20 protein-coding genes, 2 tRNA genes and 1 pseudogene are annotated in these 22,460 nt (G+C 41.8%); 6 read left to right on the top strand and 17 right to left on the bottom strand.

All coding sequences use genetic code 11. The features are described 5' to 3' along the window. Positions 1-41: 41 nt before the first annotated feature. The 4 genes and pseudogenes from H6G14_RS04475 to H6G14_RS04460 form a co-directional block, all read right to left on the bottom strand. Positions 42-311, bottom strand: a complete 270-nt coding sequence (locus tag H6G14_RS04475; RefSeq protein WP_190565941.1) for a type II toxin-antitoxin system RelE family toxin — start codon at positions 309-311, stop codon at positions 42-44. After that, positions 308-511: a hypothetical protein gene (locus H6G14_RS04470; RefSeq protein WP_190565940.1), complete on the bottom strand. Its 204-nt coding sequence runs from the start codon at positions 509-511 to the stop codon at positions 308-310. The genes H6G14_RS04475 and H6G14_RS04470 overlap by 4 nt, the downstream gene beginning before the upstream one ends. A gap of 87 nt (positions 512-598) precedes the next feature. Then, entirely contained in the window at positions 599-751 is a 153-nt protein-coding gene (locus H6G14_RS04465) for a hypothetical protein (protein ID WP_190565939.1), read from the bottom strand. 208 nt (positions 752-959) lie between these two features. Continuing rightward, positions 960-2,033 (bottom strand): annotated as a pseudogene (locus H6G14_RS04460) (AAA-like domain-containing protein); the annotation flags it as partial. Positions 2,034-2,321: 288 nt separating this feature from the next. Here H6G14_RS04460 and H6G14_RS04455 point away from each other — a divergent pair. Continuing rightward, positions 2,322-2,750: a hypothetical protein gene (locus H6G14_RS04455; protein ID WP_190565938.1), complete on the top strand. Its 429-nt coding sequence runs from the start codon at positions 2,322-2,324 to the stop codon at positions 2,748-2,750. A 432-nt stretch (positions 2,751-3,182) separates the two neighbouring features. Here the strand turns inward: H6G14_RS04455 and H6G14_RS04450 are convergent. The 3 genes from H6G14_RS04450 to H6G14_RS04440 all read right to left on the bottom strand — a co-directional run bounded on the left by H6G14_RS04450 (position 3,183) and on the right by H6G14_RS04440 (position 5,437). Then, positions 3,183-3,254: transfer RNA gene (locus H6G14_RS04450), tRNA-Thr, on the bottom strand. A 60-nt stretch (positions 3,255-3,314) separates the two neighbouring features. Further along, positions 3,315-3,397, bottom strand: a tRNA-Tyr gene (locus H6G14_RS04445). 222 nt (positions 3,398-3,619) lie between these two features. Next, complete coding sequence (locus H6G14_RS04440; RefSeq protein WP_190565937.1) at positions 3,620-5,437, bottom strand: ABC transporter ATP-binding protein; 1,818 nt, start codon at positions 5,435-5,437, stop codon at positions 3,620-3,622. A gap of 326 nt (positions 5,438-5,763) precedes the next feature. On the opposite strand from H6G14_RS04440, the gene H6G14_RS04435 reads away from it, so the two are divergent. Further along, the gene (locus tag H6G14_RS04435; protein ID WP_190565936.1) at positions 5,764-7,083 is read left to right on the top strand and encodes an NAD(P)/FAD-dependent oxidoreductase; all 1,320 of its coding nucleotides are present in this window, start codon (positions 5,764-5,766) and stop codon (positions 7,081-7,083) included. Positions 7,084-7,478: 395 nt separating this feature from the next. Here the strand turns inward: H6G14_RS04435 and H6G14_RS04430 are convergent, their stop codons facing one another. The 4 genes from H6G14_RS04430 to patD all read right to left on the bottom strand — a co-directional run bounded on the left by H6G14_RS04430 (position 7,479) and on the right by patD (position 12,038). After that, positions 7,479-9,131 (bottom strand): dipeptide ABC transporter ATP-binding protein, encoded by a 1,653-nt coding sequence (locus H6G14_RS04430; protein WP_190565935.1) that lies wholly within the window; start codon positions 9,129-9,131, stop codon positions 7,479-7,481. 217 nt (positions 9,132-9,348) lie between these two features. Beyond that, positions 9,349-9,633, bottom strand: a complete 285-nt coding sequence (locus H6G14_RS04425; protein WP_190565934.1) for a hypothetical protein — start codon at positions 9,631-9,633, stop codon at positions 9,349-9,351. Between the two features lie 144 nt (positions 9,634-9,777). Further along, a complete protein-coding gene (locus H6G14_RS04420; protein ID WP_190565933.1) occupies positions 9,778-11,592 on the bottom strand; it encodes a sensor histidine kinase in 1,815 nt (604 codons plus the stop codon). An 86-nt stretch (positions 11,593-11,678) separates the two neighbouring features. Beyond that, entirely contained in the window at positions 11,679-12,038 is a 360-nt protein-coding gene (patD, locus tag H6G14_RS04415) for a heterocyst frequency control protein PatD (RefSeq protein WP_190565932.1), read from the bottom strand. 286 nt (positions 12,039-12,324) lie between these two features. Here patD and H6G14_RS04410 point away from each other — a divergent pair, with 286 nt between their 5' ends. Next, complete coding sequence (locus tag H6G14_RS04410) at positions 12,325-14,580, top strand: RelA/SpoT family protein (protein ID WP_190565931.1); 2,256 nt, start codon at positions 12,325-12,327, stop codon at positions 14,578-14,580. A 228-nt stretch (positions 14,581-14,808) separates the two neighbouring features. Here the strand turns inward: H6G14_RS04410 and H6G14_RS04405 are convergent, their stop codons facing one another. After that, positions 14,809-15,747 (bottom strand): Sll0314/Alr1548 family TPR repeat-containing protein, encoded by a 939-nt coding sequence (locus H6G14_RS04405; protein ID WP_190565930.1) that lies wholly within the window; start codon positions 15,745-15,747, stop codon positions 14,809-14,811. Between the two features lie 320 nt (positions 15,748-16,067). Here H6G14_RS04405 and H6G14_RS04400 point away from each other — a divergent pair, with 320 nt between their 5' ends. Beyond that, positions 16,068-16,742 carry an ABC transporter ATP-binding protein gene (locus tag H6G14_RS04400; protein WP_190565929.1) on the top strand — a complete coding sequence of 225 codons (675 nt, stop codon included), beginning with the start codon at positions 16,068-16,070 and terminating at the stop codon, positions 16,740-16,742. A gap of 229 nt (positions 16,743-16,971) precedes the next feature. On the opposite strand, the gene H6G14_RS04395 is transcribed toward H6G14_RS04400, so the two are convergent. From H6G14_RS04395 to truB, 4 genes are all read right to left on the bottom strand, one after another. Next, positions 16,972-17,484, bottom strand: coding sequence for a hypothetical protein (locus H6G14_RS04395; RefSeq protein ID WP_190565928.1), 513 nt, complete (start codon positions 17,482-17,484; stop codon positions 16,972-16,974). 742 nt (positions 17,485-18,226) lie between these two features. Continuing rightward, on the bottom strand, positions 18,227-18,610 hold the full coding sequence (locus H6G14_RS04390; protein WP_190565927.1) for a nuclear transport factor 2 family protein: 384 nt from the start codon (positions 18,608-18,610) through the stop codon (positions 18,227-18,229). 97 nt (positions 18,611-18,707) lie between these two features. Beyond that, positions 18,708-19,076, bottom strand: coding sequence for a Lin0512 family protein (locus H6G14_RS04385; RefSeq protein ID WP_190565926.1), 369 nt, complete (start codon positions 19,074-19,076; stop codon positions 18,708-18,710). A 30-nt stretch (positions 19,077-19,106) separates the two neighbouring features. Next, positions 19,107-19,988 (bottom strand): tRNA pseudouridine(55) synthase TruB, encoded by an 882-nt coding sequence (gene truB / locus H6G14_RS04380; protein WP_190565925.1) that lies wholly within the window; start codon positions 19,986-19,988, stop codon positions 19,107-19,109. A 114-nt stretch (positions 19,989-20,102) separates the two neighbouring features. Between truB and H6G14_RS04375 the strand changes: the two genes are divergently transcribed. Then, positions 20,103-20,474 (top strand): hypothetical protein, encoded by a 372-nt coding sequence (locus H6G14_RS04375; RefSeq protein ID WP_190565924.1) that lies wholly within the window; start codon positions 20,103-20,105, stop codon positions 20,472-20,474. A gap of 197 nt (positions 20,475-20,671) precedes the next feature. Next, positions 20,672-21,427 (top strand): glutathione peroxidase, encoded by a 756-nt coding sequence (locus tag H6G14_RS04370; protein WP_190565923.1) that lies wholly within the window; start codon positions 20,672-20,674, stop codon positions 21,425-21,427. 227 nt (positions 21,428-21,654) lie between these two features. On the opposite strand, the gene H6G14_RS04365 is transcribed toward H6G14_RS04370, so the two are convergent. Next, positions 21,655-22,041, bottom strand: coding sequence for a peptidoglycan-binding domain-containing protein (locus tag H6G14_RS04365; RefSeq protein WP_190565922.1), 387 nt, complete (start codon positions 22,039-22,041; stop codon positions 21,655-21,657). Positions 22,042-22,460: the final 419 nt, after the last annotated feature.

Raw genomic sequence — 22,460 nt, 5'->3', positions numbered from 1 at the left:
CATAACTCGAATTACGCTGTTAATTTCTTGAGCGATCGCCATTAAGGGAAGTAGCGGTAAATATCCTTACGGTGCAGTACACGAACAAAAGTGATTGTATCGCCTGCGACTGTAAAACCTATACGGTAGTCGCCCACTCGAACGCGATAAGCACTGTCAGCGTCTTTGAGTTTTTTCAGATGAATAATCTCATCCAAACTGGAATACCCAGGAATTTGCTCGAAAACAAGCGATTTAATTGACTCAAATACTGGGGTACTTTTAAGTGCCTTGAGGTCTTTAATAAAAGTTGGTAGATATTCACAGTTCATAACTGTTCAAGTTCTTGAAGCGCTTCATTTAAACTCAAAGGTTGTTCATTGCTGACTGTTTGCATAGCTCGATAGAGTCCCTCGTCTTCAATGGCTTCTAATAGACGCTGATATTCTTCAAACTCTAGAACTACTTTGAGAACTTGACCTTGTTTATCTGTGATTAACTCCTGGACAAAAGGATATTCTTCAGCTTTCATAGGTCATTACACGAAATAATTACTTTCTACTATAGAGCGATCGCTCTCAGAACACGAAACTTCAGCCTCAGAACACAAACAACGCTGTTAATTTCTTGAGCGATCGCCTGTCATTATGCAATTATCATGATTTAAGTGAGAAGCGATCGTCATGAAACCCGAACATTTGAGCTTGGAACGAGAATTGCCGGAGTTGAAACGAGAACGATGATGTTTATTGTTTGAGCGATCGCTTGTCATCACACATTTATCACTCCTTTTTACAAACCTGCTTATCACTCTCACTCAAATTAGGTGCATAAATTAAATAGTTACGCAACCACCCACAACCCCGTGCCAGTAATTGCTCCAAACTTTCCACATTCCAGGCATAAATAAACACACCCCTCCCTGTTTGGTCAACGGAGGCAGTGAGGATGCGCTGCCCATCCGGGCTAAAGGTGGCAGGCCAAGCCCGCAGCAACCCGAAAAAATCTGTAGCAATTTGGGGATGTTTGAAAATTTCGTCTACTTCATCCAAACCCAAAGCAATGGGACTATTGATTTCCGGTAACAAATATCTTTGAAAGTAATTTGTACACTTGTTCTTACTTCCCAGTACACCTTGCCAATAGTCGCTTAACTTTTCTGGCAGATTCAGACTATCCGTAATGCTGACACAGAACCATTGTAAAAATAGATCCAAACTGCCCAAAAACTCGGCATCGGCTGACTGGAGGTTCACAGAGGTGGCTTTGCAGCCATGTTTACTAGCGTGATCCAACACCCTGGACATTAACGAGCTTTTGCCCATTTGTCGCGGTGCTTTCATCCGAATCAAAGCCCCAGATTGCAGAATTTGTCGGTAACAGTCTGCTTCCACTGGCGGACGTTCCACATAAAAAGCCGAATCTAGAGGAACTTGTCCCTCAGGAATTTCTAAGGTTACAGCAGGCGTTATCTGAGATATCTGAGCTTTATTTTTGCGACTTTTGAGAACTGGGGTAGAAGATTCAGGAATACTGTTGAGGTCAATAGCATTACAGCCAAACTCATAAGCCGTCTCATAGGATTTATTAGCTCCTAGAGCATCATAAAACCCAATGGCAAAAGCGATCGCTGCCACATCCCCAATTCCCTGATTCATCCCCATCACACAATCAATGTGTTGGTAAATCGCCTCCGCTTGCACCTCGCTATAACAAGCGTTTAATAATACACACTCAATTTTGTCTTTAAATAACCCAAACAAATCAGCCAGTGCTTCTGTACTTACCTGTTGGCCTTCCTCCGCATCATTTTCCAGTATCAAACCCTGATGACCAAAACCATGACCAGAAAAATGCACAATGTGCGGCTCATGGTCTAGAAGCGCACGGCGCAAATCTTCAGGACGCACCGCCCATTTAGTAATAATGTCAAATTTATCTCGGTTTCTTGCACGTTCTAATCCTGTCTGAATTTCCCTGACTTCCTTATCTAAACGCAGTAAGCCGGTATTTGTGGGATTAGCTGACAAAATCAGAATCTTTTTCCTACTAATAAATGATTTTGTCGAGAATTGTAATCTGCTCACTTGGTATTTTCTCGAAAGGATGCAGTAATAGCTTTTTTTGAGTATAATTACTCAATATAATTTAGTATACTGTCCCATCTGGAAATCAAAGACTCGTTACTCAATTTACCTCACCCTCATTATGAGGAAAGCATGATATTGAGTTGCGAAATTTCCAAGGTATTGATAAGCTAAAACACCAATATGATAAGCCTTCTGGCGATTTTTTGTTGTCACATTCCCCCTAGACTGACAAAATAAAGGAGTGTTTTATTAGTGAACGCAGCTGAACAAGCAATCAACCTTGAACTCGCCAGCAAGATTGCGACAGTAGTTAATTTATTTAAATTTGAATTTCCTGATGCCAAATCAGATTTAAAACCTTGGAAGAATGATCCGGAAACTAGAGAGTTAGTTGATCCAGATTCTATAGATATTGGTTTTCATTTTCCAGGTGTCAGCAAATCTTGGCGCAGTCGTAGTGTTTTAATCCAGATCCGATTTTACCAAGACCCGATCACAAAACTACGCCGAGCGATCGGTTTGGAGGCAGCCGGATTTGACTATCGGGGTGAGGTATGGCGACTGTCTACGGTGGACAACTGGGCTTTTGTTGGTGAATCTGTACCTTCGCCTCAAGTTGGTAATCAGCTTAAACAAGTTTGTCGCCATATTTTAGATGTATTCAATCAACCTGGTGATTAAAAAAAGAGAAGATGATGACACTACAGGTAAAGTTTCTTCGGCAATTATCGAACAATACATGAATGACCCACATCATTACAAATAACCACTGCGAATAAATACGCGTGAGTCAGGTTTCCGCCACGATATAAATAACGTAGGTAGTTCAATTGATTTATTTCTTGAACTACCTACTTCGTGGCTACCACCTTTCCCAGACTATTTAGGTGTGTGATTTGTTTGGGGACTTCCAGAAAATAAACTATCCAATTTATCTGCTTCCAAACAACTGTCTTTCCCCCTGCTCCCGAAGTTCGCCCGGAGGGAAACCCTCCTTGCGACTTCTCTCCCTGCTCCCTGCCCCCTTGCCATCCAAATGATAGTATATTTTTTAATTGGAAGTCCCTTGTTAACAGTGACAAATGATCAGTTAACGTACAGTGTATCTTTAAAAGCCCGTGACGAGGATTGAACTCGTGACCTCACCCTTACCAAGGGTGTGCTCTACCACTGAGCCACACGGGCGAATTTTGTTGAAATCTTAGATTTTGAACTAAGTTATAATTCAAAATCTAAAATTGAAGGTGGGCCGGGCTGGATTTGAACCAGCGTAGGTGTAAACCAACGGATTTACAGTCCGTCTCCATTAACCACTCGGACACCGACCCGTATGTCCCACGATTTACAATAATAGCAGCGTATTTTAGAAATGGCAAGTGGGGGATAAAAAATTTTTTGGATTAGAAGAAATAAAGGCTTGTGGTAAGCTGTCCTGACTTTAACTTGCACATCTTCTTTTGTTGACAGTTGACGGTTAACTGTCAACAAACCATACAAGTGACTATGTAATTGAAAAGCGTAATAGCTTAACGCTACAAACCCGTACCCGTCTAATCTAGGAGTTCCCCCGTTTCTTGGAGAGAGTGCAAGCGGCGATAAATACCTTCTTGACGCAACAGTTCATCGTGGCTACCAACTTCGACAATCTTTCCTTGGTCTAGAACGACTATCTTGTCTGCTTCCCGGACTGTACTGAGACGGTGAGCAATGACAATTGTGGTGCAAGTACCCTGAATCGATCGCATCGCCAATTGAATGGCACGTTCAGATTCATAATCTAGGCTAGAGGTGGCTTCATCAAAAATCAGCACATCGGGTTGTACCAGTAAGGCTCTCGCAATCCCTAAACGTTGTCTTTGTCCACCAGATAACCTCACCCCACGTTCCCCGACAATGGTGTAATAACCTTGGGGTAACTGCTGCATTATTTCGTCAACTCTGGCAATTCTACAGGCTTCTTTGACTTCCTCAAAAGTAGCCTCAGGTCTACCGTAGGTGAGGTTATCTAAAACAGTACCGTTGAAAACGTCTACTTCTTGGTGAACGATCGCCAGTCTGCGTCTATACTTACCTACATTCAAGGTGCGAATATCTTGACCATCAATCAAAATTTGCCCATCTTGGGGTTCAAAATAGCGCAAAAGTAGTTTCACCAAGGTAGACTTACCAGAACCGGAGCGCCCGACTAATGCCACTGTTTGGTATGGTTCAATTAATAAGTTGATATCTTGCAACACTTGTCGGCTAGCATCATAACCAAAACCGACACCAGAGAATTCAACTTTGCCAGTAAATTTGTAGGCTGAGGATGTGTCATCTTCTGCCAAAAGACTAGCCGCATCGTATCCAGTCGGCTCTTGCAGAAACTCGTGAAACCTCAGCATGGAGGAATAGCGACGAGCAAACACTTCTGCTAAGGTGCTAATTGGTTCTAACTCAGAATACGCCATGCTAGATAGGGTTAAAGTCATAACGAAATGACCAAGGGAAATCCTACCGCTTACTGTTGCAGCCAACGTTAAACCCAAGATGCTAAATACACAAAACTGAATCACAGTTTTTTGCCAAGTCAGCAGGTTAACATAGCCTTTGTGGATACGATAATCTACTACCTTTAACTCACGATCTAAACGCTGTTTTTGTCGTTTTAGTTCTTTTGATTCTGTAGCAAAAGCTTTCACCGTTTTGATATTGGTGATTAATTCAGACGTGCGACTTTCGGTGTTTTCTGCGTATTTATCTAGAAGACTTTCGTGCCAAATTATTCTCTGTAACTGTTTCAAACTAAAGCCGAGAATAACGATGAAAGAAATCAGATATAAAATGGCAATTCGCCATTCAATCAATATGATAAATACAAAAATTCCTAAAACACGAAACAGTTTGGGAATTAACTGTCCAGCTATTTCTGGATATGTCCAAGTATGATTAGTAATACCTCTAGCTACTCTTCCGGCAATGCGTCCGGGATTATTGACATCATAAAATTCTAAGGGAAGTGTGAGAATTTTCTCAATCGCTGATTGAGTTTTATTCCGACGTGACCTTAAGGCTATATCCCAGTGAAACCAACTGGTTAACCAAGGTTGAGTCGGCGCTCTCACTACGGTAACCAGAAAAATTAAACCCATTAATACACCCAAAGATAGAGGTTTGCTAACTGGGTAATTAGTTAATTGTGATAAGGTGGCGATCGCACCTTCTAAGGGTTTATCCAAAGGTTGATTGGACAAAACATTCAAAATTTGCCCAATTGCATAAGGAACAAGTAAATCCACAATTTCGTACACGCTAGACGCTGCAATAGTGAAGGCACTCAGTTTCCAGTCGTCACGAAAGTAATTGACAATATCTTTAAATTTAGCCATGATGCACACTGTCCAAGAGCGCGAGCGTTAGCTTGGAGAATTTATACTACATTAATGTTACAAATGTAGTCAATAGTTTAGAGAATTAAATCACCCATTTGGGTGAGAAAGACAAAATTGGGACTTACGCCAGGTGGTCTGTTGAGACAGGGTTTAGGGTTTTTTCCAGTCCTTGATTTTTCGTTGTCATGGGTAAGTTCTAAAGATGACTTTCGCTACTTTCATGATTTTTTCAATTGTTCTGAATAAACGGCAACCTTAAGCATAATTCTGCTACATCTTTGTTAAGAAAAGTTACAACGCTCTTAGCACAGGAATTATGTTTTATGGTAAATTCACGTGAAAAAAAAGCACCACATCAGGTTGTAATTGTTGGTGGTGGCTTTGGTGGACTTTATACAGCAAAGACTCTTGCGAAAGCAAATGTAAGCGTTACTCTTATCGATAAACGTAACTTTCACTTATTTCAGCCGCTTTTATATCAAGTTGCTACAGGTACCCTATCACCTGGTGACATTTCCTCACCATTACGAGCTGTATTCAGTAAAAGTAAGAATACACAAGTATTGCTGGGAGAAGTAAAGGATATTAATCCCAAAGCACAACACGTTATATTGGATGATAAAGTAGTACCGTATGATACATTGATCGTCGCCACAGGTGCTAACCATTCTTATTTTGGGAAAGACCACTGGAAAGACCTTGCACCCGGTTTGAAAACCGTGGAAGACGCGATAGAAATGCGTCGCCGGATATTTGGCGCATTTGAAGCAGCAGAAAAAGAAACAGACCCCGAAAAACGCCGTGCTTGGCTGACTTTTGTGATTGTAGGGGGCGGCCCGACTGGTGTAGAATTAGCGGGGGCGATCGCCGAATTAGCATACAAAACCCTCAAAGAAGATTTTCGCAGCATCGACACCTCAGAAACAAAAATTTTACTACTGCAAGGGGGCGATCGCATCCTTCCCCACATTGCGCCAGAGTTATCCCAAGTAGCAGCAGAATCTTTGCAAAAGTTGGGTGCAATTATCCAAACTAAAACGCGGGTGACCAATATTGAAAATGACATCGTTACTTTCAAAAATGGCGATGAAGTTAAAGAAATTCCCTCAAAAACTATATTATGGGCAGCAGGTGTCAAAGCTTCCCCAATGGGAGAAGTCCTAGCAGAACGCACAGGTGTAGAGTGTGACCATGCCGGACGTGTAATTGTAGAACCAGACTTAACTGTTAGAGGTTACAAAAACATTTTTGTAGTGGGAGATTTAGGCAACTTCTCCCATCAAAATGGTAAACCCTTACCTGGTGTTGCACCCGTAGCTACACAACAAGGAGAGTATGTAGCCAAACTCATTAAAAAACGCCTAAAAGGTCAAACTTTGCCAGAATTTCGTTACAATGATGTAGGCAGTTTGGCAATGATTGGGCAAAACCTAGCTGTCGTAGATTTAGGCTTAATTAAGCTGCAAGGTTTTATTGCTTGGGTATTCTGGCTATTAATTCACATCTACTTCTTAATCGAGTTTGACACTAAATTACTAGTAGTATTTCAGTGGGCGTGGAATTATATCACTCGTAATCGTCGCTCCAGATTGATTACAGGTCGAGAAGCTTTTGTAGAACCAAAAACGGTGAATCAACAATAGCCATGATTATCTATGGCGAACAGCTTTCCCAGGTAATTTTGCAACCCATTCTGATTTCGAGCTAATTCCTCACCCTTCAGTTTTACCCAGTTTCGTAATCAGATTTAGTGATTTAAATGATAATGCAACAGGTTTTTGGGATACCTCTGCAAATTCATTTAAATTTTGTTGGCATAGCCTACTCTTCTCCTTCTCCTGTCGGAGACGCTGACGCGTTCGCCAAAGGCGTTCTCGCAGAGTACCCGTAGGGTATTTTGAATTGGTATTACTAGTAGTCTGCCAAGAGAACTTTGCAAGGTTAATAGCAGCAAAAAAATCTCTTTCTCCCCCTGCTCCTTCTGCTTCCCCTGCTCCCCCTGCTTGCCCTAGCCCAGCAATTTTGGGTTGGTGAACTACTAGGCTCTTGCAAGTAGGGGTGCAGCCGCTAAAAGAGTTTGGGTGTATGGATGCTGGGGATGAGCAAAAATCTGTTTTGTTTCCCCTAGTTCGACAATTTTACCACCGTGCATAACAGCAATGCGATCGCACAAAAACCGCGCTAACCACAAGTCATGGGTGATAAACAAATAAGTTAACTCAAATTCTTCCTTGAGTTGCAACATCAAATCCAGCACTTGCGATTGCACACTAGCATCTAACATACTCACAGGTTCATCGCAGATTAACATTTTAGGACGAGTAATCAACGCACGAGCGATCGCCACCCGTTGCTGTTGTCCCCCAGATAAATCCGAGGGGTAGCGCTGATAATAAACTTCTGGTGGCGTTAAGCCGACTTTTTGCAACATCCACAAAACTTGTTCTTTCGCCTTAGCCGCATCAGCCAGGTGATGTATTAATAAAGGGTCAGCGATACTTTCTCCCACCGTCATGGCTGGATTCAGACAAGCATGGGGGTCTTGAAACACCATTTGAATTTGTCGCCGAGCCGCACGGATTTCTTGGCGTGATAACTTAGTTAAATCTTGTCCTAAAAACTCTACTTTGCCAGATGTGGGACGAATTAACTGTAATATCGTCCGTGAAAGTGTACTCTTACCGCATCCAGACTCACCCACTAACCCCAAAATTTCCCCTGGATATAATTCCAAGTTAATCCCATCTACAGCCTTAATAGTCTGACTCTCCGCCTTAAACAGTCGTTCTACAAAGTTAGGCTCTATGGTGTAATACTGCTTCAGTTCTGTAATTCGCAGGATTGGCGATTGGGGACTAGGGATTGGGGACTGGGAGGCTTGGCTACTGCCTTCATCTACTGCTTGAATATGTAAAGCTGCTTTGAGGAGCGATCGCGTATATTCATGTTGGGGGTTTTTAAACACAGATTCAGTCGTACCCATTTCCACCATTTTGCCGTTATACATTACACCGATGCGATCGCAATACTCAGCTACCATTGCTAAATCGTGAGAAATCAGTAACAGCGCCATGTTTTCTTCACTACATAGACGGGTTAACTCTTGTAATATCTGAGCCGAGACAGTGACATCTAAACTGGTGGTGGGTTCATCAGCGACAATTAACTTGGGGTTGAGGAGGAGGGCGAGAGCGATCGCTACCCTTTGGCGCATTCCTCCGCTAAACTCATGGGGGTACTGACCCCAACGACTAGCCGGAATCTTCACCTTTTCCAAAGTCGCCAGCGCCTTGTCTTTGGCTTCCTTGGCTGATAATTCCGGTGAATGGGCTTGCAGAGTTTCGATACAGTGATTCCCAATAGTCATCAGGGGATCAAGGCGTGTCATCGGGTCTTGGAATATTAAAGCTACAGCCTCGCCCCGAAATTTCCGCAATTCATTTGGTGTTAAATCAAATACCGACTGTCCTTGAAAAGTCACCCGCCCTTCCACCAGACTAGAAGGTGGTAACAAACGCATCGCCGCCCTTCCCAAGGTCGATTTACCACAACCAGATTCACCTACCAACCCCATTCTTTCCCCTGGTTGCAAGGTAAAAGATACATCATCAATCGCCCACTGTAGTTCTTCCCCACTACGCTGCGGATAGGCGACACGCAAATTTTCTATACAAAATAATTCTTTACTCATAATTTTAGTTATCAGCCCAGGGCTACCAGCTTGGATATTTTTAAATTTAAGCTAGTCTATCAAATTCTTTAAATAGCTGTTCGAGGTAACGAAATCACTGGGCTGTAATATTCTGCCATGAGAGGTTGTAACCACGGCGTACAAGCGAGACTTTCAGGGGAACGCTTTGGATTTGTGATTAAACCAATTGGGCCTGCATCCAAAAATATTACCCGACTCACCAAGTTACACCCTTTAACTCGACAGGAAATAACTGACGATTTGATAATCTATCTTCGTCCAAAGCTTGAATTAAATACTCTCCAGTCTCTTTTTGTTCTGCATCATCATCTTCATTAATCCAAGACTGAAGCAAATTAACTAATTTTATCTTTTTTTCTTTTGGTAAAATGTGTGCTGTCAAAATCTGCAATGTATATGCTTCAACAGAAAGCCCTTGCTGTTGGGCTTGCTGTGCAAGATACTCTTCTAATTCTGGTGGTAAGTTAAGAGTTAAGGTCATTGGTTTCTTGTGTATGACACTATATATTCTAAACTTATTGCACAAGCAAGTTATAAACAATTTTGTATCTGTGTGCATATCCCAATAAAGTTTTATAGTCTACCTCATTATCGACAGTAAATCATATTTACAAGCGAATTGGCGCTAGTTAACAGGGGAAACTGTGAGGTTTTGACTTACGGGAATCTGAATCAAAAACTCTGTTCCCTCACCAATAGTTGAGAAGCATTCTAATTTACCGCCATGTCTTTCGGTAATAATCTGCTGACTGATAGACATTCCCATCCCTGTACCTTTACCGCATGGTTTCGTAGTAAAGAACGGCTGGAAAATCTTAGCTTGAATATCTGCGGGGATACCGGAACCACTATCAGCGATCGCAATTTGCAACCACTGGGAATCTTTAACTGAAGTAGTAATAGTTATTTGATTAGTTTTTAGTGTCTCTGTTTTTTCTTCTAGAGCATCAATAGCATTAACTAAAATATTCATAAATACTTGATTGAGTTGCCCAGGATAGCATTCTATTAAAGGTAAATACCCATAATTTTTAACAACTTTAATTTCCTGACGTTCTGGCTTTTCTTTGAGGCGATGTTGTAAAATTAGGAGAGTATTATCAATGCCTTCGTGAATATCTACTGCTTTGAATTCTGATTCATCAAGACGCGAAAAATTCCGCAGTGATAGCACAATTTTACAAATTCTATCTGTTCCCATTTTCATGGAATTCAGCATTTTTGGTAAATCTTTCTGGATAAAATCCAGGTCGATATATTCTGCTAAATCCACGATTTCTGATAAAGGCTCAGGGTAGTATTTATGGTATAATTGCACAAATTTGATCAGATTTTCAGTATATTCTTGCACATATGTTAAATTGCCATGAATAAAGCTGACTGGATTGTTAATCTCGTGGGCTATTCCTGCTACCATTTGACCTAAAGCAGACATTTTTTCACTTTGTACCATTTGTAATTGACTACGTTGTAGTTCTTCTAGTACTTGTTGCAATTGGTTATTTTTTTCACTAATTTCTTGATTCCTATTTTCTAAAGCTTCGTTATAATTGGTCAGTTTTTCATTAGCTGTTTGCTGTTGTGTTAGTAATTGTTTAACCGTGGCAATTAATTGATTAAAAGAGTTAGCAAGAACACCCAGTTCATCATCACGGTTAATAGTTACTTGTAAGTCAAAATTAGATTCTTCTGTAGAGCGTCTAGCCACATTAGTAATCGTTTGAATAGGAGAGGCGATCGCCCGACTGGTAAGAATCCCTAATATAACAGAAATGACAACTGATAAGATGATGCTAATAATGACAATTTTTTGAGCAAGTTTTGTGGATGTTTTTTGAAATTCCTCAGCTTCTTCTATTTCTGCATATGCTGTTTGCAGTAGTGTATCCAGGTCATCGGATATGCCATCAAACTTCAGTACTAAATCACTATTGGTAAATTCCAGTAATATGGACTGAGCTTTTTCAATATCTTGTGGTGCATTCAAATTCAACGCCTGAATTTTCTGTATCCGGCGCTCTAGTTCTTGAAAATACTGTCGGACGATATGATTATAAGTTTGCAAAAATTTCGGTATTTCTTTAACGTGGACATCTCCCGAAGATTGAGCCTCCATCTTCATAAAAGTTTTTAACTCAATCCAGGAATCCTCTATTTCAGCCTTATGGTGCAGTAAATTATCATATTCATGAGCATAAGATTGGGGATATTTTACTAATGGAATCAGCTGTTGCTGATGAGTACGTGCTTGCAGAATATCTATTTGCAAGTGGTGCAGTAACTCCATCTCTTCACGAGCGTGTTCTTCCCATTCAGAAGCTTGTCGCAGATAACTTTTCCCCACGCTAAAACCTGCTACTGTTCCAAAAACAGCAATTCCCAGAGCAATGGCGTATCCTAGACTAATCCTTTGCCCAACACCCAACTTGATACTCACCATAGAATCTACATAATTCCCTAAAATGCGGTAGATTCTATGATTCCCATGATTTTTATCTATTCTTGCACCACAACGCCAGTGATCATCTAATCTTCATTTGTATCTGGTGACTTTTGTTGCAGTATGGCGTGGCAATATTGAATTAGAGTATTGAGGCGATCGCCAATTATATTTAATCTTGTTTTTGCTGTAGATGGTTGTCGCGCTCCTTGTAAAAACATCACATCTACCTCAAGCAGACGCAATTGTTTGCTAATTTCTGTCTTATAGGGCTGTATCCGCGTATCCTCCTCAGCCGAAGGTGCGATTTCCTCCCCAAAGAGTTGCTTTAACTCGGCTAGGCGTTGGCGTACTGACAATACATCGAGTTCACTCGTGTTGATCCCCTGACGGAACTCCAGTAGTAATGTTACTAGGCTCTGATATTTTTCAAGATTTAAAGACATCTAGTGCTATTTACGATAGTATTAATGTCAAGAAAATTATTTATACAATAAATCTAATCAGGCTATCATCAGCATCACCAGCCTCAAGTATTTTGTTGAGGCTGCGTTTTCAGTATACATTTTTTCTCGTTTATGTTTTTCCCAGCCCGAAATAGACCACTACCATAGTCTTATAGGGTATCTCACACAGCGTTTACTGCCCTCACCAGGGTAACAGCATTACCAAGAAAAGTTGCTGTTAATTGCGTCAACCTCTCAACTATCCACCGATCACCTCTTCTATTGTATGAGCAGCATCGCTATTAGTTCCCCAACCGATCTTAGCCTTCCAGAATGGCTGAAGCAATGTTTGCGGGATTCATCCACCTATGGCAGCAAAGCAGAAAATGACCGAATGTGTAGTGATAACACGTTAATCTGTCGGGCCTTTGATTTTGCTTACCAACTGCATCACGGACAATATCGCAAATCTGGAGAACTATATATTAGTCACCCCATCGCTGTAGCCGGGCTGCTGCGCGACTTAGGGGGTAGTCCTGCTATGATAGCAGCTGGATTTCTTCATGATGTAGTCGAAGATACAGATGTCACAATTGAGGAAATAGAAGAGCGTTTTGGCCCGGAAGTCAAGCAGTTGGTGGAAGGTGTCACCAAGCTTTCTAAAATCAATTTCACCAGCAAGAAAGAAAGCCAAGCGGAAAACTTCCGGCGGATGTTTTTGGCAATGGCGCAAGATATTCGGGTAATTGTGGTGAAGTTAGCAGACCGTTTGCATAATATGCGAACTCTGCAATATATGTCAGAAGATAGCCGTCGCCGTTCAGCCCAAGAAACACGAGATATCTTTGCACCTTTAGCTAATCGCTTGGGGATCTGGCGAATTAAGTGGGAATTAGAAGATTTAGCCTTTAAAAATTTAGAGCCGGAAGCTTTTCGGGAAATTCAAAAGCACGTTTCCGAAAAACGCGATGCACGGGAAGAGAAATTAGCCAAAGCTACAGCAATTTTACGCGATCGCCTCCAGCAAGCAGGAATTCGCTGTCTAGATATCAGTGGTCGTCCTAAGCATCTTTACAGTATTTACCAAAAGATGCACCGACAGCAGAAAGAATTTAATGAAATTTATGACTTAGCAGCGCTGAGGATTATTGTCGAGACGAATGAGGAATGTTATCGGGCTTTAGCTGTAGTACATGACGCTTTTCGCCCGATCCCCGGCAGATTTAAAGATTATATCGGCTTACCCAAGCCCAACCGTTATCAATCTCTGCACACAGGCGTTATCGGTTTAACTGGTCGTCCTTTAGAAGTGCAGATTCGCACAATGGAAATGCACCGCATCGCCGAATACGGGATCGCCGCCCATTGGAAGTATAAAGAAACTGGTGGTTCTAATAGCCTGATAACTACATCAGATGAAAAGTTTACTTGGTTGCGTCAATTATTGGAATGGCAAAGTGACCTCAAAGACGCACAAGAATATCTCGATAGCGTTAAAGATAACTTATTTGAAGATGATGTTTATGTCTTTACGCCCAAAGGCGATGTGATTCCTTTAAGTCCTGGGGCTACAACTATAGATTTTGCCTATCATATTCATACAGAAGTTGGTAATCACTGTGCTGGTGCGCGAGTTAACGGGCGCATGGTTCCCCTATCCACCAGACTACATAATGGCGATATTGTAGAAATTATTACCCAAAAGAATAGCCATCCCAGCTTAGATTGGCTCAATTTTGTGAGAACTTCCGCCGCCAAGTATCGAATTAAACAATGGTACAAGCGATCGCGCCGGGAAGAAAATGTGGCTCGTGGTCGAGAATTATTAGAAAAAGAATTGGGGAAAACTGGTTTAGATAGTCTATTAAAGTCCGATGCAATGCGGACTGTTTCCGAAAAATGTAATTATCACAGTGCTGAAGATTTGCTCGCAGGTATGGGTTACGGCGAAGTCACCCTCAATCTGGTATTAAATCGCTGGCGAGAAGTGGTGAAATCTCAACAGCCAGTAGTAGATACACCCATATTATTGCCTAAAGAACCATCCGCCGGTAAAGCACCGACACCCATTACCCGTGCAACAGATTCACCAATTGTGGGTGTAGAAGGTTTGGTCTATCACCTGGCTGGTTGTTGTACACCAATCCCTGGCGAACCAATTATTGGCGCAGTAACGAGAGGTAGGGGAATTTCCATCCATCGCCAAGGCTGTCATAATTTAGAAACAGTGGAATGCGATCGCCTAGTCCCCGTTAGTTGGAACCCAGTTGCAGAAAATAGAGGTCGTCCCCAAACTTACCCAGTCAATGTTCAAATAGAAGCCCTAGACCGTGTGGGAGTATTAAAAGATATCTTGTCTCGACTGAGTGACCAAGGGATCAACGTACGTTACGCCCAGGTAAAAACCGCAGTGAATCAACCAGCATTAATAGACTTAGGTATAGATATACGCGATCGCTCACAACTAGAACAAGTATTCATCCAAATCAAAAAAATGAGCGATATTCTCAATATCCGCCGTGTCGGACAAATTGATGAGTAATGGAAACTGGGGACTGGGTAATGGGTGATGAGTCAATACGATCCAGTTAAGAAAATAAATTAACTGCTACACATAAAACAGATCTATTTTTTGGAGGGGCTTGGGGGACGCAACCGTCCCCCAATCGGGGGTTTGGGGGAGAATCCCCCAAGTCTTGGTTCTTCTGAAATCGATAAGCTGACAACGTTAACTGAACCCTACTTTTAACTTTTTTGCCCCAGTCCCCAATTACTGCCCCACACTATTAAGGTTATTGACTGCATTATTGCGTTCGCTTTCAATTTGCTTTACCAATGAACTGGGAAGCTGAGACCTTTTAGTTAAGGCTTTGTCGAAATTAGCGATCGCTTCTCGAATTAATTGCTGGCTTTTTTCTTGGCTACCCTGTCCTTTGAGGATTTGCGCTTTAAGATAATACAACTCAGGGTTATCTGAAGCTTCTTTGATGGCTCGGTTAGCATAATCTAGAGCTTGAGGGTACTGTTTTAAATCACGATAGGCGATCGCAATACCTCGATTAGTTAAATACTGAGGCGCAGCATTCCTTTGTAGGCGGTTAATCGCCTCATCTGGGTTGGCAAAGGGTAGACTCACAGACAACATCAAGTCCATATAACCCTTGAGTAAATTCAATTCTGGATCTTGAGGAGAAATCGCTTCTGCCCTATCCAGATATTCATATACTTGTCTTAGCCGTCCCAAAGCTTGAGGCGCGCCTCTGAGTGTACCTTCACGGCTAATAATTGCCCCTCCTTCTAAAAAATGCCCTACAGCTGTGTAAATATTGCCCCGTAATTCGTCAGTTGTAACTAACTTTTGTCCCGTTTCCAGGGTTTTCTTGCCGTAATTACTCAGCCCTGCCAAATCTCCATTAATGTATGCTAAAGATGCTTTCATGGCGTAAGCTAGAGGCTCATTGGCTTCACTGGAGATTGCTTGATTGAGATAACGTTCTGCGGTGGGATAATCACCCCGTTGAAAGACTGCCTTAAAAGCTTCTTCTGTATTGTCGCCAATGTTACGCGGTTTCTCGGCGCGGAAGGGATCGTCAGCCCATGATGGATTGCTTGCCAAAGTTAAGGCGATCGCCACGCCAAAACTTGCCTGAACGAGCTTTGTGACTTGAGAAAAGATTATTGAGTGAGGAGAGGAAAAATTTTTGATCATGAATTAGCCTCAGAATTATTGCGGTTGAAAAAGTTGTATATGTTACTTAAAATACGAAAATAATTAGTTATGATTTGCGTGTATAGCAGATAAAATACTCCTCACACTTAGACTTGAGTCATCATGTCAAGTTCCCAAAACTACTGTAATCATGGCTTTTGGGGAATCTGTCACAATGGAACAATCAGGATGATATTTGCTGGTAAATTGAGGTTTTAATTAAGTAACAATCTATAAATCCTGAGCGAAGTTTCCAGTCCTTCTGGTTGTAGTTAATCTTAGTTAGTGAGTTCTTTGCCAACTTTTGGTAATCTTAACAAATGCTCTATCTCCGAAATCTGGTTTACTATCCCACAGCTTGCCCAACAGCTATCCTCAAGTCTGTCAATCTAGAATTACCCCCCCAAAAGCTAGGTTTGATTATTGGCCCAAGCGGGTCTGGTAAAAGTACTTTATTAGAAATTTTATCTGGACTAGCCGAACCAACATCTGGTGGGGCTTTTTGGCGAGAACAAGAACTCATAGCCGAACAGCTACAACAATTAGCAGGTTTGGTGTTTCAGTTTCCCGAACGGCACTTTTGCGGTGGTACGATTTTAGAAGAATTACGCATAGGGCATCCTGAATTAGGGACAGAACGAGTTAGACAAGCATTAGGTGAAGTGGGATTAGAGCATTTATCGCTTTCGGCTGCACCCCATGCCTTGAGTGGGGGTCAACAACGGCGGCTAGCCCTGGCAGTACAATTAATTCGCCAACCCAATTTATTATTACTAGATGAGCCGACAGCCGGATTAGATTGGTCAATGCGTCGGCAACTGGTGAACTTATTAGCCAAACTCAAACAAGACTGGACATTATTAGTAGTAACACATGATGCCGGTGATTTGTTGGCGATCGCTGACTACTGCTGGACATTAAACCACGGCGAACTAATATCAGTAGAGCCAGCGACATTAGAAGCAAAAGTTAAAGAACCACAGCCTATGGCGTGAGTTGAGGATTTGATGTGTTAGGCTCATCCGACCCCTAAAAGGGTATGGGATTTCACGTTGACGGTTGGCGGTTGACGGTTGACGGTTGACGGTTAACAGTCATCAGTCAGCAGTTAACGGTGGCGGGAAACCATCTCCCTCCCACCCCTTGAAGGGAGATGGTTTCCCGCCGCCTTCGATGAGTGGCGCTCTCTCGGTTGAGTCGCACTCATCATTTAGTATTTTGTGATTAATGTTGAATTTCCAGATTGAGAATATAGCGCCCTAATTGGACTTTTTCAGCCCACAATTCATATTCCACACGCAAATGCTCTGGTAGTTCGCGTCCACTGAGAGTCAAGCTATTGGTATAGTTCCGTAAGCGTATGGGATCGCTTGGTTGTAATGACTCGGTTGGTAACCAATAACGACTCATGCCATAAACGCCCTGTTCCCAGAAGTGGCGATAACTCACTTGATCGTTACCTTGCATGGTCATAATTACTCGATAGGGAGAAATTTCTAACCACAAAACTCTAGGACTAGCAGGGGCATAAGCTTTACTAGTACGTGGGGCAATTTGTTCTTCTGGAGTATCGGGACTTGCTAGTTCACAGGTGATAAGTGGCGGTGTAGTCAGTAATAAATGGAACCTATCAAGGTCTTTTTGATATAGTGTTCCAGCAGTTTCTACAACTGACCAGAATGGTAGGTCAGTCGATATAAGTGATAAGCACACGGGCTTGCGGTGATGGGTCAGCATGGGAGCAATGAGGGCTAAAAGCTATTGAATGAGATGTAATTAATACCAGATGATCTACTTGGTCAGGATGAGCAACTAAAGGGTAAAACCTGATTAATATTAACTGAAGTTGCTTATTTAGTAAGCTAAATAAGCAAACATCAAAATAAATTTGATATAAGTCTAAAAAATTCAAACTATACTTACTCTACGATGTATGAATTTGTAAGTAAAGTAAGTGAAAAGTTATCCTTGCGCGAATAATCTAAGGTAATACATTCAAGATAACAGGATTTGTGAAAATAACTCTTCAGGGGCTTATTTAACATTAAGGTAGCAATAATTAAAAAAACTCAATCAATTACACCCTTTACCAATGATACCAAGCGTGTAGTATGTAGTTAGTCGGACTGAATATAATTTGGGATGCTGAGGAGTAGTAGGTAGAAGAAATTGTTGTTTGGAGGCGATCGCTATGTTAGGACTACTCTGGATTACAGTTTTCTGCTTTATTTGGCTGATTGGCTTGAGTCTGTTGGCAGAAATTTGGTTTTACGAAGAAGAGCAAGAGTCGTCATGATGCAATATTGCAGAATAAGCCTTTGGTAAATTAATACAATTACCAGAGGCTTTTTTGCGAATTGGTAATTGCTAATTGCTAATGGGGAATGGAGAGAAGATAAAGAAAAGATTAATTATTATTTTCCTTCCTGATCTTGATCACATTTGGTAGTAATTGAATTCCTGCGCGTGATTGGTTGTTTTAGCGTAACTGTGCAATCATCTGTGCAGGATTCCAATAAGCGCGGGTTGTTTGAATTTTTCCTTCAGCGTTAACCTCAAAGATAGTAATTCCCGCAAATTTCACAGGCTTACCACTTTTGCTGACTCCAACCATCGTCCATTTAACAGCTGCTTCATTCGCAGCAATGAAGATATGCTCGATTGTTGCTTCTAATTTTTCAAATACCGCCTGTAACTGTCCGATAAACTGACGATATCCCTCATGAACTTTTGCTGGTGGTTCACCAACCGGATCATGACTAATAGCATCTTCGGCAAAGTTATCTATCCAGCCTTCTGGATTCATACTTGTGATATTGGCAAAGTAAGCAGTAACAACTTGTTCGATCGCTTCTTGTGTCATCAGGAGAAGGGTATAGGGGTATAGGGGTGTAGGGGTTTGAAACTCTCACACCCTTACACCCGGTCTCAACAGAAAATCTGGGTGCGTAAGTCCCAGACTATTGATTAGTTTCTACCAAAACTGTCACTGATGCGATCGCTACTAACATTTCGTCATTTTTATCGTTGAGTTCAGCAATAGCGCGTCCCTGAACTACCATACCCCCAAATTCTACTTTCAAGCTTTTGCGTCCAAAGGGTAAAACCGCTAACACTTCTTCTTCTCTAACTTTTTCTGGATAAGGTACTGCTACCTGGACTTCCACAATCATTTCGTTGGGATGACTTAAACCAGCGACTTCCCACACACCCGGTAAGGCGTTGTGAGCGATCGCATTCCGGACAGCCCTAGCTGCGGCTACTGTCGGTTCCTGTCCATGTTGATCTACTCCCATCCCCATTTCGATAATCAAGCGTTTAAGAACCACAGTGACCTCCTGAAATACACCATTCTCACTTTATGAAATCGGTTCAAACACCATTTGAGGAATTAACACACCAGTTTGCAATTCTCCAATACCCAAAAAAATAGTTGTTTCTGCTTGATAAACTCGCACTTTACCAACAGTTTCTAAATTTAATTCAATTCGCTGTCCCTGACACCATTTTTGTGCAGAGATGCTAGGTAGGGTAACTGACGGTAAATATTGCAAAGCTGCATCGGCGGGGGTTGGTTCAAAAGTCCCAGCTTGCAGTTGAGTTTCTAAGTCCGTCAAGGTGAGACTATCTGTTAAATTAAAGCCACTGCTGTGAGTGCGGATCAAAGCGGCGAGAGTTCCACCTGTGTGGAAAATTGCACCTAAATCACGAGCGATCGCTCTAATATATGTACCACTACCACAGGCGATCGCCACATCCAATTCGGGAAAATCCCCTTCCCGCCAATCCAAAACATCTATACTAAAAACTTCTACAGTCCGTGCTGGCACTTCTATTGTTTCACCTTTACGCGCCAAATCATATAAGCGTTTCCCCTCTACTTGAATTGCACTGTAAATGGGCGGTATTTGTTCAATCTTGCCGATAAATTGGCAAAGCGCAGTTTTCACCTCAGACAAGCTCAATCCTGCACAAGGTTGGGAAGTAATAATTTCACCTTGCAAATCGTCTGTTGTCGTCTGCACACCAAAACGGACAGTAGCTTTATAAGCTTTGTCACTGGGGAGATACTGTAATAACCTTGTAGCTTTGCCAACTGCGATAGGTAACACCCCAGTAGCTGCTGGATCTAATGTTCCTGCGTGTCCCACACGTTTGAGGCGTAACATTTTTCTTAACCGTGCTACACAGTCGTGGGAAGTCCAACCAAATTGTTTATCTAAATTAATAAAACCTTGCATAGTAACAATTCAAAAATAAAAAAGGAACTAGAAACTAGGGGTTAGTGGTTTTGTTCTCCACCCCCTGCATAGCACTTTCAAGCTAGACTAAAACAAATTATTGAGGAAGCGTTAATGATAAAGCCAAATGGGGTTAAAAGTGAAGCTGTAGAGGAATTAACTACAGTGACAGAGGTGGAAAATTTGCCTGAAGCTGTGGATGATCCCCAAGATATTGATAATATTTTGAACTCCTTAAAATCCTTACTGAGTTCTGTAGAAAAGCTGCAAAAAGTTCGTCAGGAAGTGGGAGATATTAAACCTTTGATCGGGCGGATGCTTGATGGCGAACTGGTATCAGGTGAAGAACTTGAGCAGCTTAAGACTGGTGTAAGTAGTTTATCTCGGTTGGTGCGCGCTTATAGTGATCACCAAGCAGCTTTGACTAAGGCACAACCCGCTAGGCAATTACTAGATCAGGTTTTGAAAGAGCGCAAGACTAATTGAAACTCTGTAAAAGTCTTAGTATGTAAACTTTATAGAATCCTTGCTCTCATCAGGAAGAAGTTTGTAGGCGCACGTTACACCAATAATTGTCATGGTGTAACTACCAAAATTTTACTTGTTGACAAGTATAGTCATAACGACTACGCTTAAGAAAGGAAACAATCAAAAGTAAAATTTTGTCAGCAGGGGTTAAATATATGTTTTCCAATCGAGAAGGTCAAAGAGTTCCTCAAGTCACCTTTCGGACTCGTCAAAATAACGAATGGGTGAATGTAACAACTAATGATTTATTCGCAGGTAAAACAGTCGCCGTCTTCTCTTTACCGGGTGCATTCACGCCAACTTGTTCATCTACTCACCTACCCGGTTACAACGAGTTGGCTAAAGTTTTTAAAGAGAATGGTGTCGATGAAATCGTCTGTATTTCCGTAAATGATGCTTTTGTGATGAACGAATGGGCAAAAACCCAAGAAGCAGAAAATATCACTCTGATTCCTGATGGTAACGGCGAATTTACCGAAGGGATGGGAATGTTAGTAGATAAAGCAGACCTGGGATTTGGCAAACGTTCATGGCGTTATTCTATGTTGGTGAAGGATGGCGTAATTGAGAAGATGTTCATTGAGCCGGATGTACCAGGTGATCCATTTGAGGTATCTGATGCTCAAACAATGCTTAAATACATTAATCCTCAAGCAGCCAAGCCAAAATTAGTTTCCTTGTTTACCAAAGTTGGTTGTCCTTTCTGCGCTCGTGCCAAAGCGGCCTTACAAGAAAATGGTATAGAGTATGAAGAAATTACCCTGGGTAAAGGGATTACAACCCGTTCTCTACGTGCTGTCACAGGTGCAACAACTGTTCCGCAAGTATTTATTGATGGAGTATTAATTGGTGGCTCAGAAGCCTTAGCAGAATATCTGAGTACAATCAAACAGGAAAAAGTAGGAGTTTGATATCTCATTGATAACTGTATAAAGACGTAGTGCAATTCAGCCATATTAAGCTGTTACGCTTTTAAATTACATACTCACTTGTATGGTTTGTTCACTGCTAACAGTTAACTGTCAACAGTCAGCAGTCAACACCTAATACGAAAAGATGTGCAAGTTAAATACGCGACAGCTTAATCATTTGTATTTTGCTAAGTTGCACTACGTCTATCAAACTCTTACTTTTCAACCTACTGATTCCGCCAACGACGAGCAAATTCATTGAGTGTAGCTGCGGGAATTTGACTTTGCAGCCATTCTAAAGCAGCTATTTGGTGGGGAAATTGGGTTGGGTCGTAGTTGAGAGCAACATCTACTAAACGAATTGTGGGAGTAGGAACCTTTCGTAAAGCTACCCAAGTTTTTGAGCCGACAATTCCGTCAGCAGTCAGACCGTTGGCGCGCTGAAATTTGATCACTGCGGCTTGGGTTCCTGCACCAAAGATCCCATCAACTGATACCTTTACACCCTTGGCATTCAGCAACCTTTGCAATTCAGCCACAGCCGCGCCAGAGTCACCTTGACGGAGTAGTGGTTCTGCAACTTTAGAGGCTTCTTGAGTATTCGTGTTAGTCATAAAAGAATTTCCTTTGTATTGAGGTGATTTATTACATGGGAAAACTACATGATTGATTGGGCTATTTACGGAACAATTGTTTGATCGCTGATAATATCTGTGGGGATTGGGGATTGGTAATTAATTTTGCCCTATTTTCATTTTGCTAGAGGCTAATACCAATTCTCTATGAAGTTGCACCCAATAAATCAATACGGTTCAGTTAACGTTGTCAGCTTATCAATTTCAGAAGAACCAAGACTTGGGGGAGAATCCCCCAAACCCCCGATTGGGGGACGGTTGCGTCCCCCAAGCCCCCTCCAAAAAATAGATTAGGACTTACGCATTGACAAAATGGCAAAAGAGTGGATTGATAAAAAGTATCATCTACTCACTAGGTATCGAACAATCAGAGAAATCAGCAAACCCTCGACAGCACA

This window comes from Nostoc parmelioides FACHB-3921, from assembly GCF_014696625.1.
Classification (GTDB): Bacteria; Cyanobacteriota; Cyanobacteriia; order Cyanobacteriales; family Nostocaceae; genus Trichormus; species Trichormus parmelioides.
Note: the sequence above shows the minus strand (reverse complement) of the source record. Positions and strands in the feature narration are given on the sequence as shown.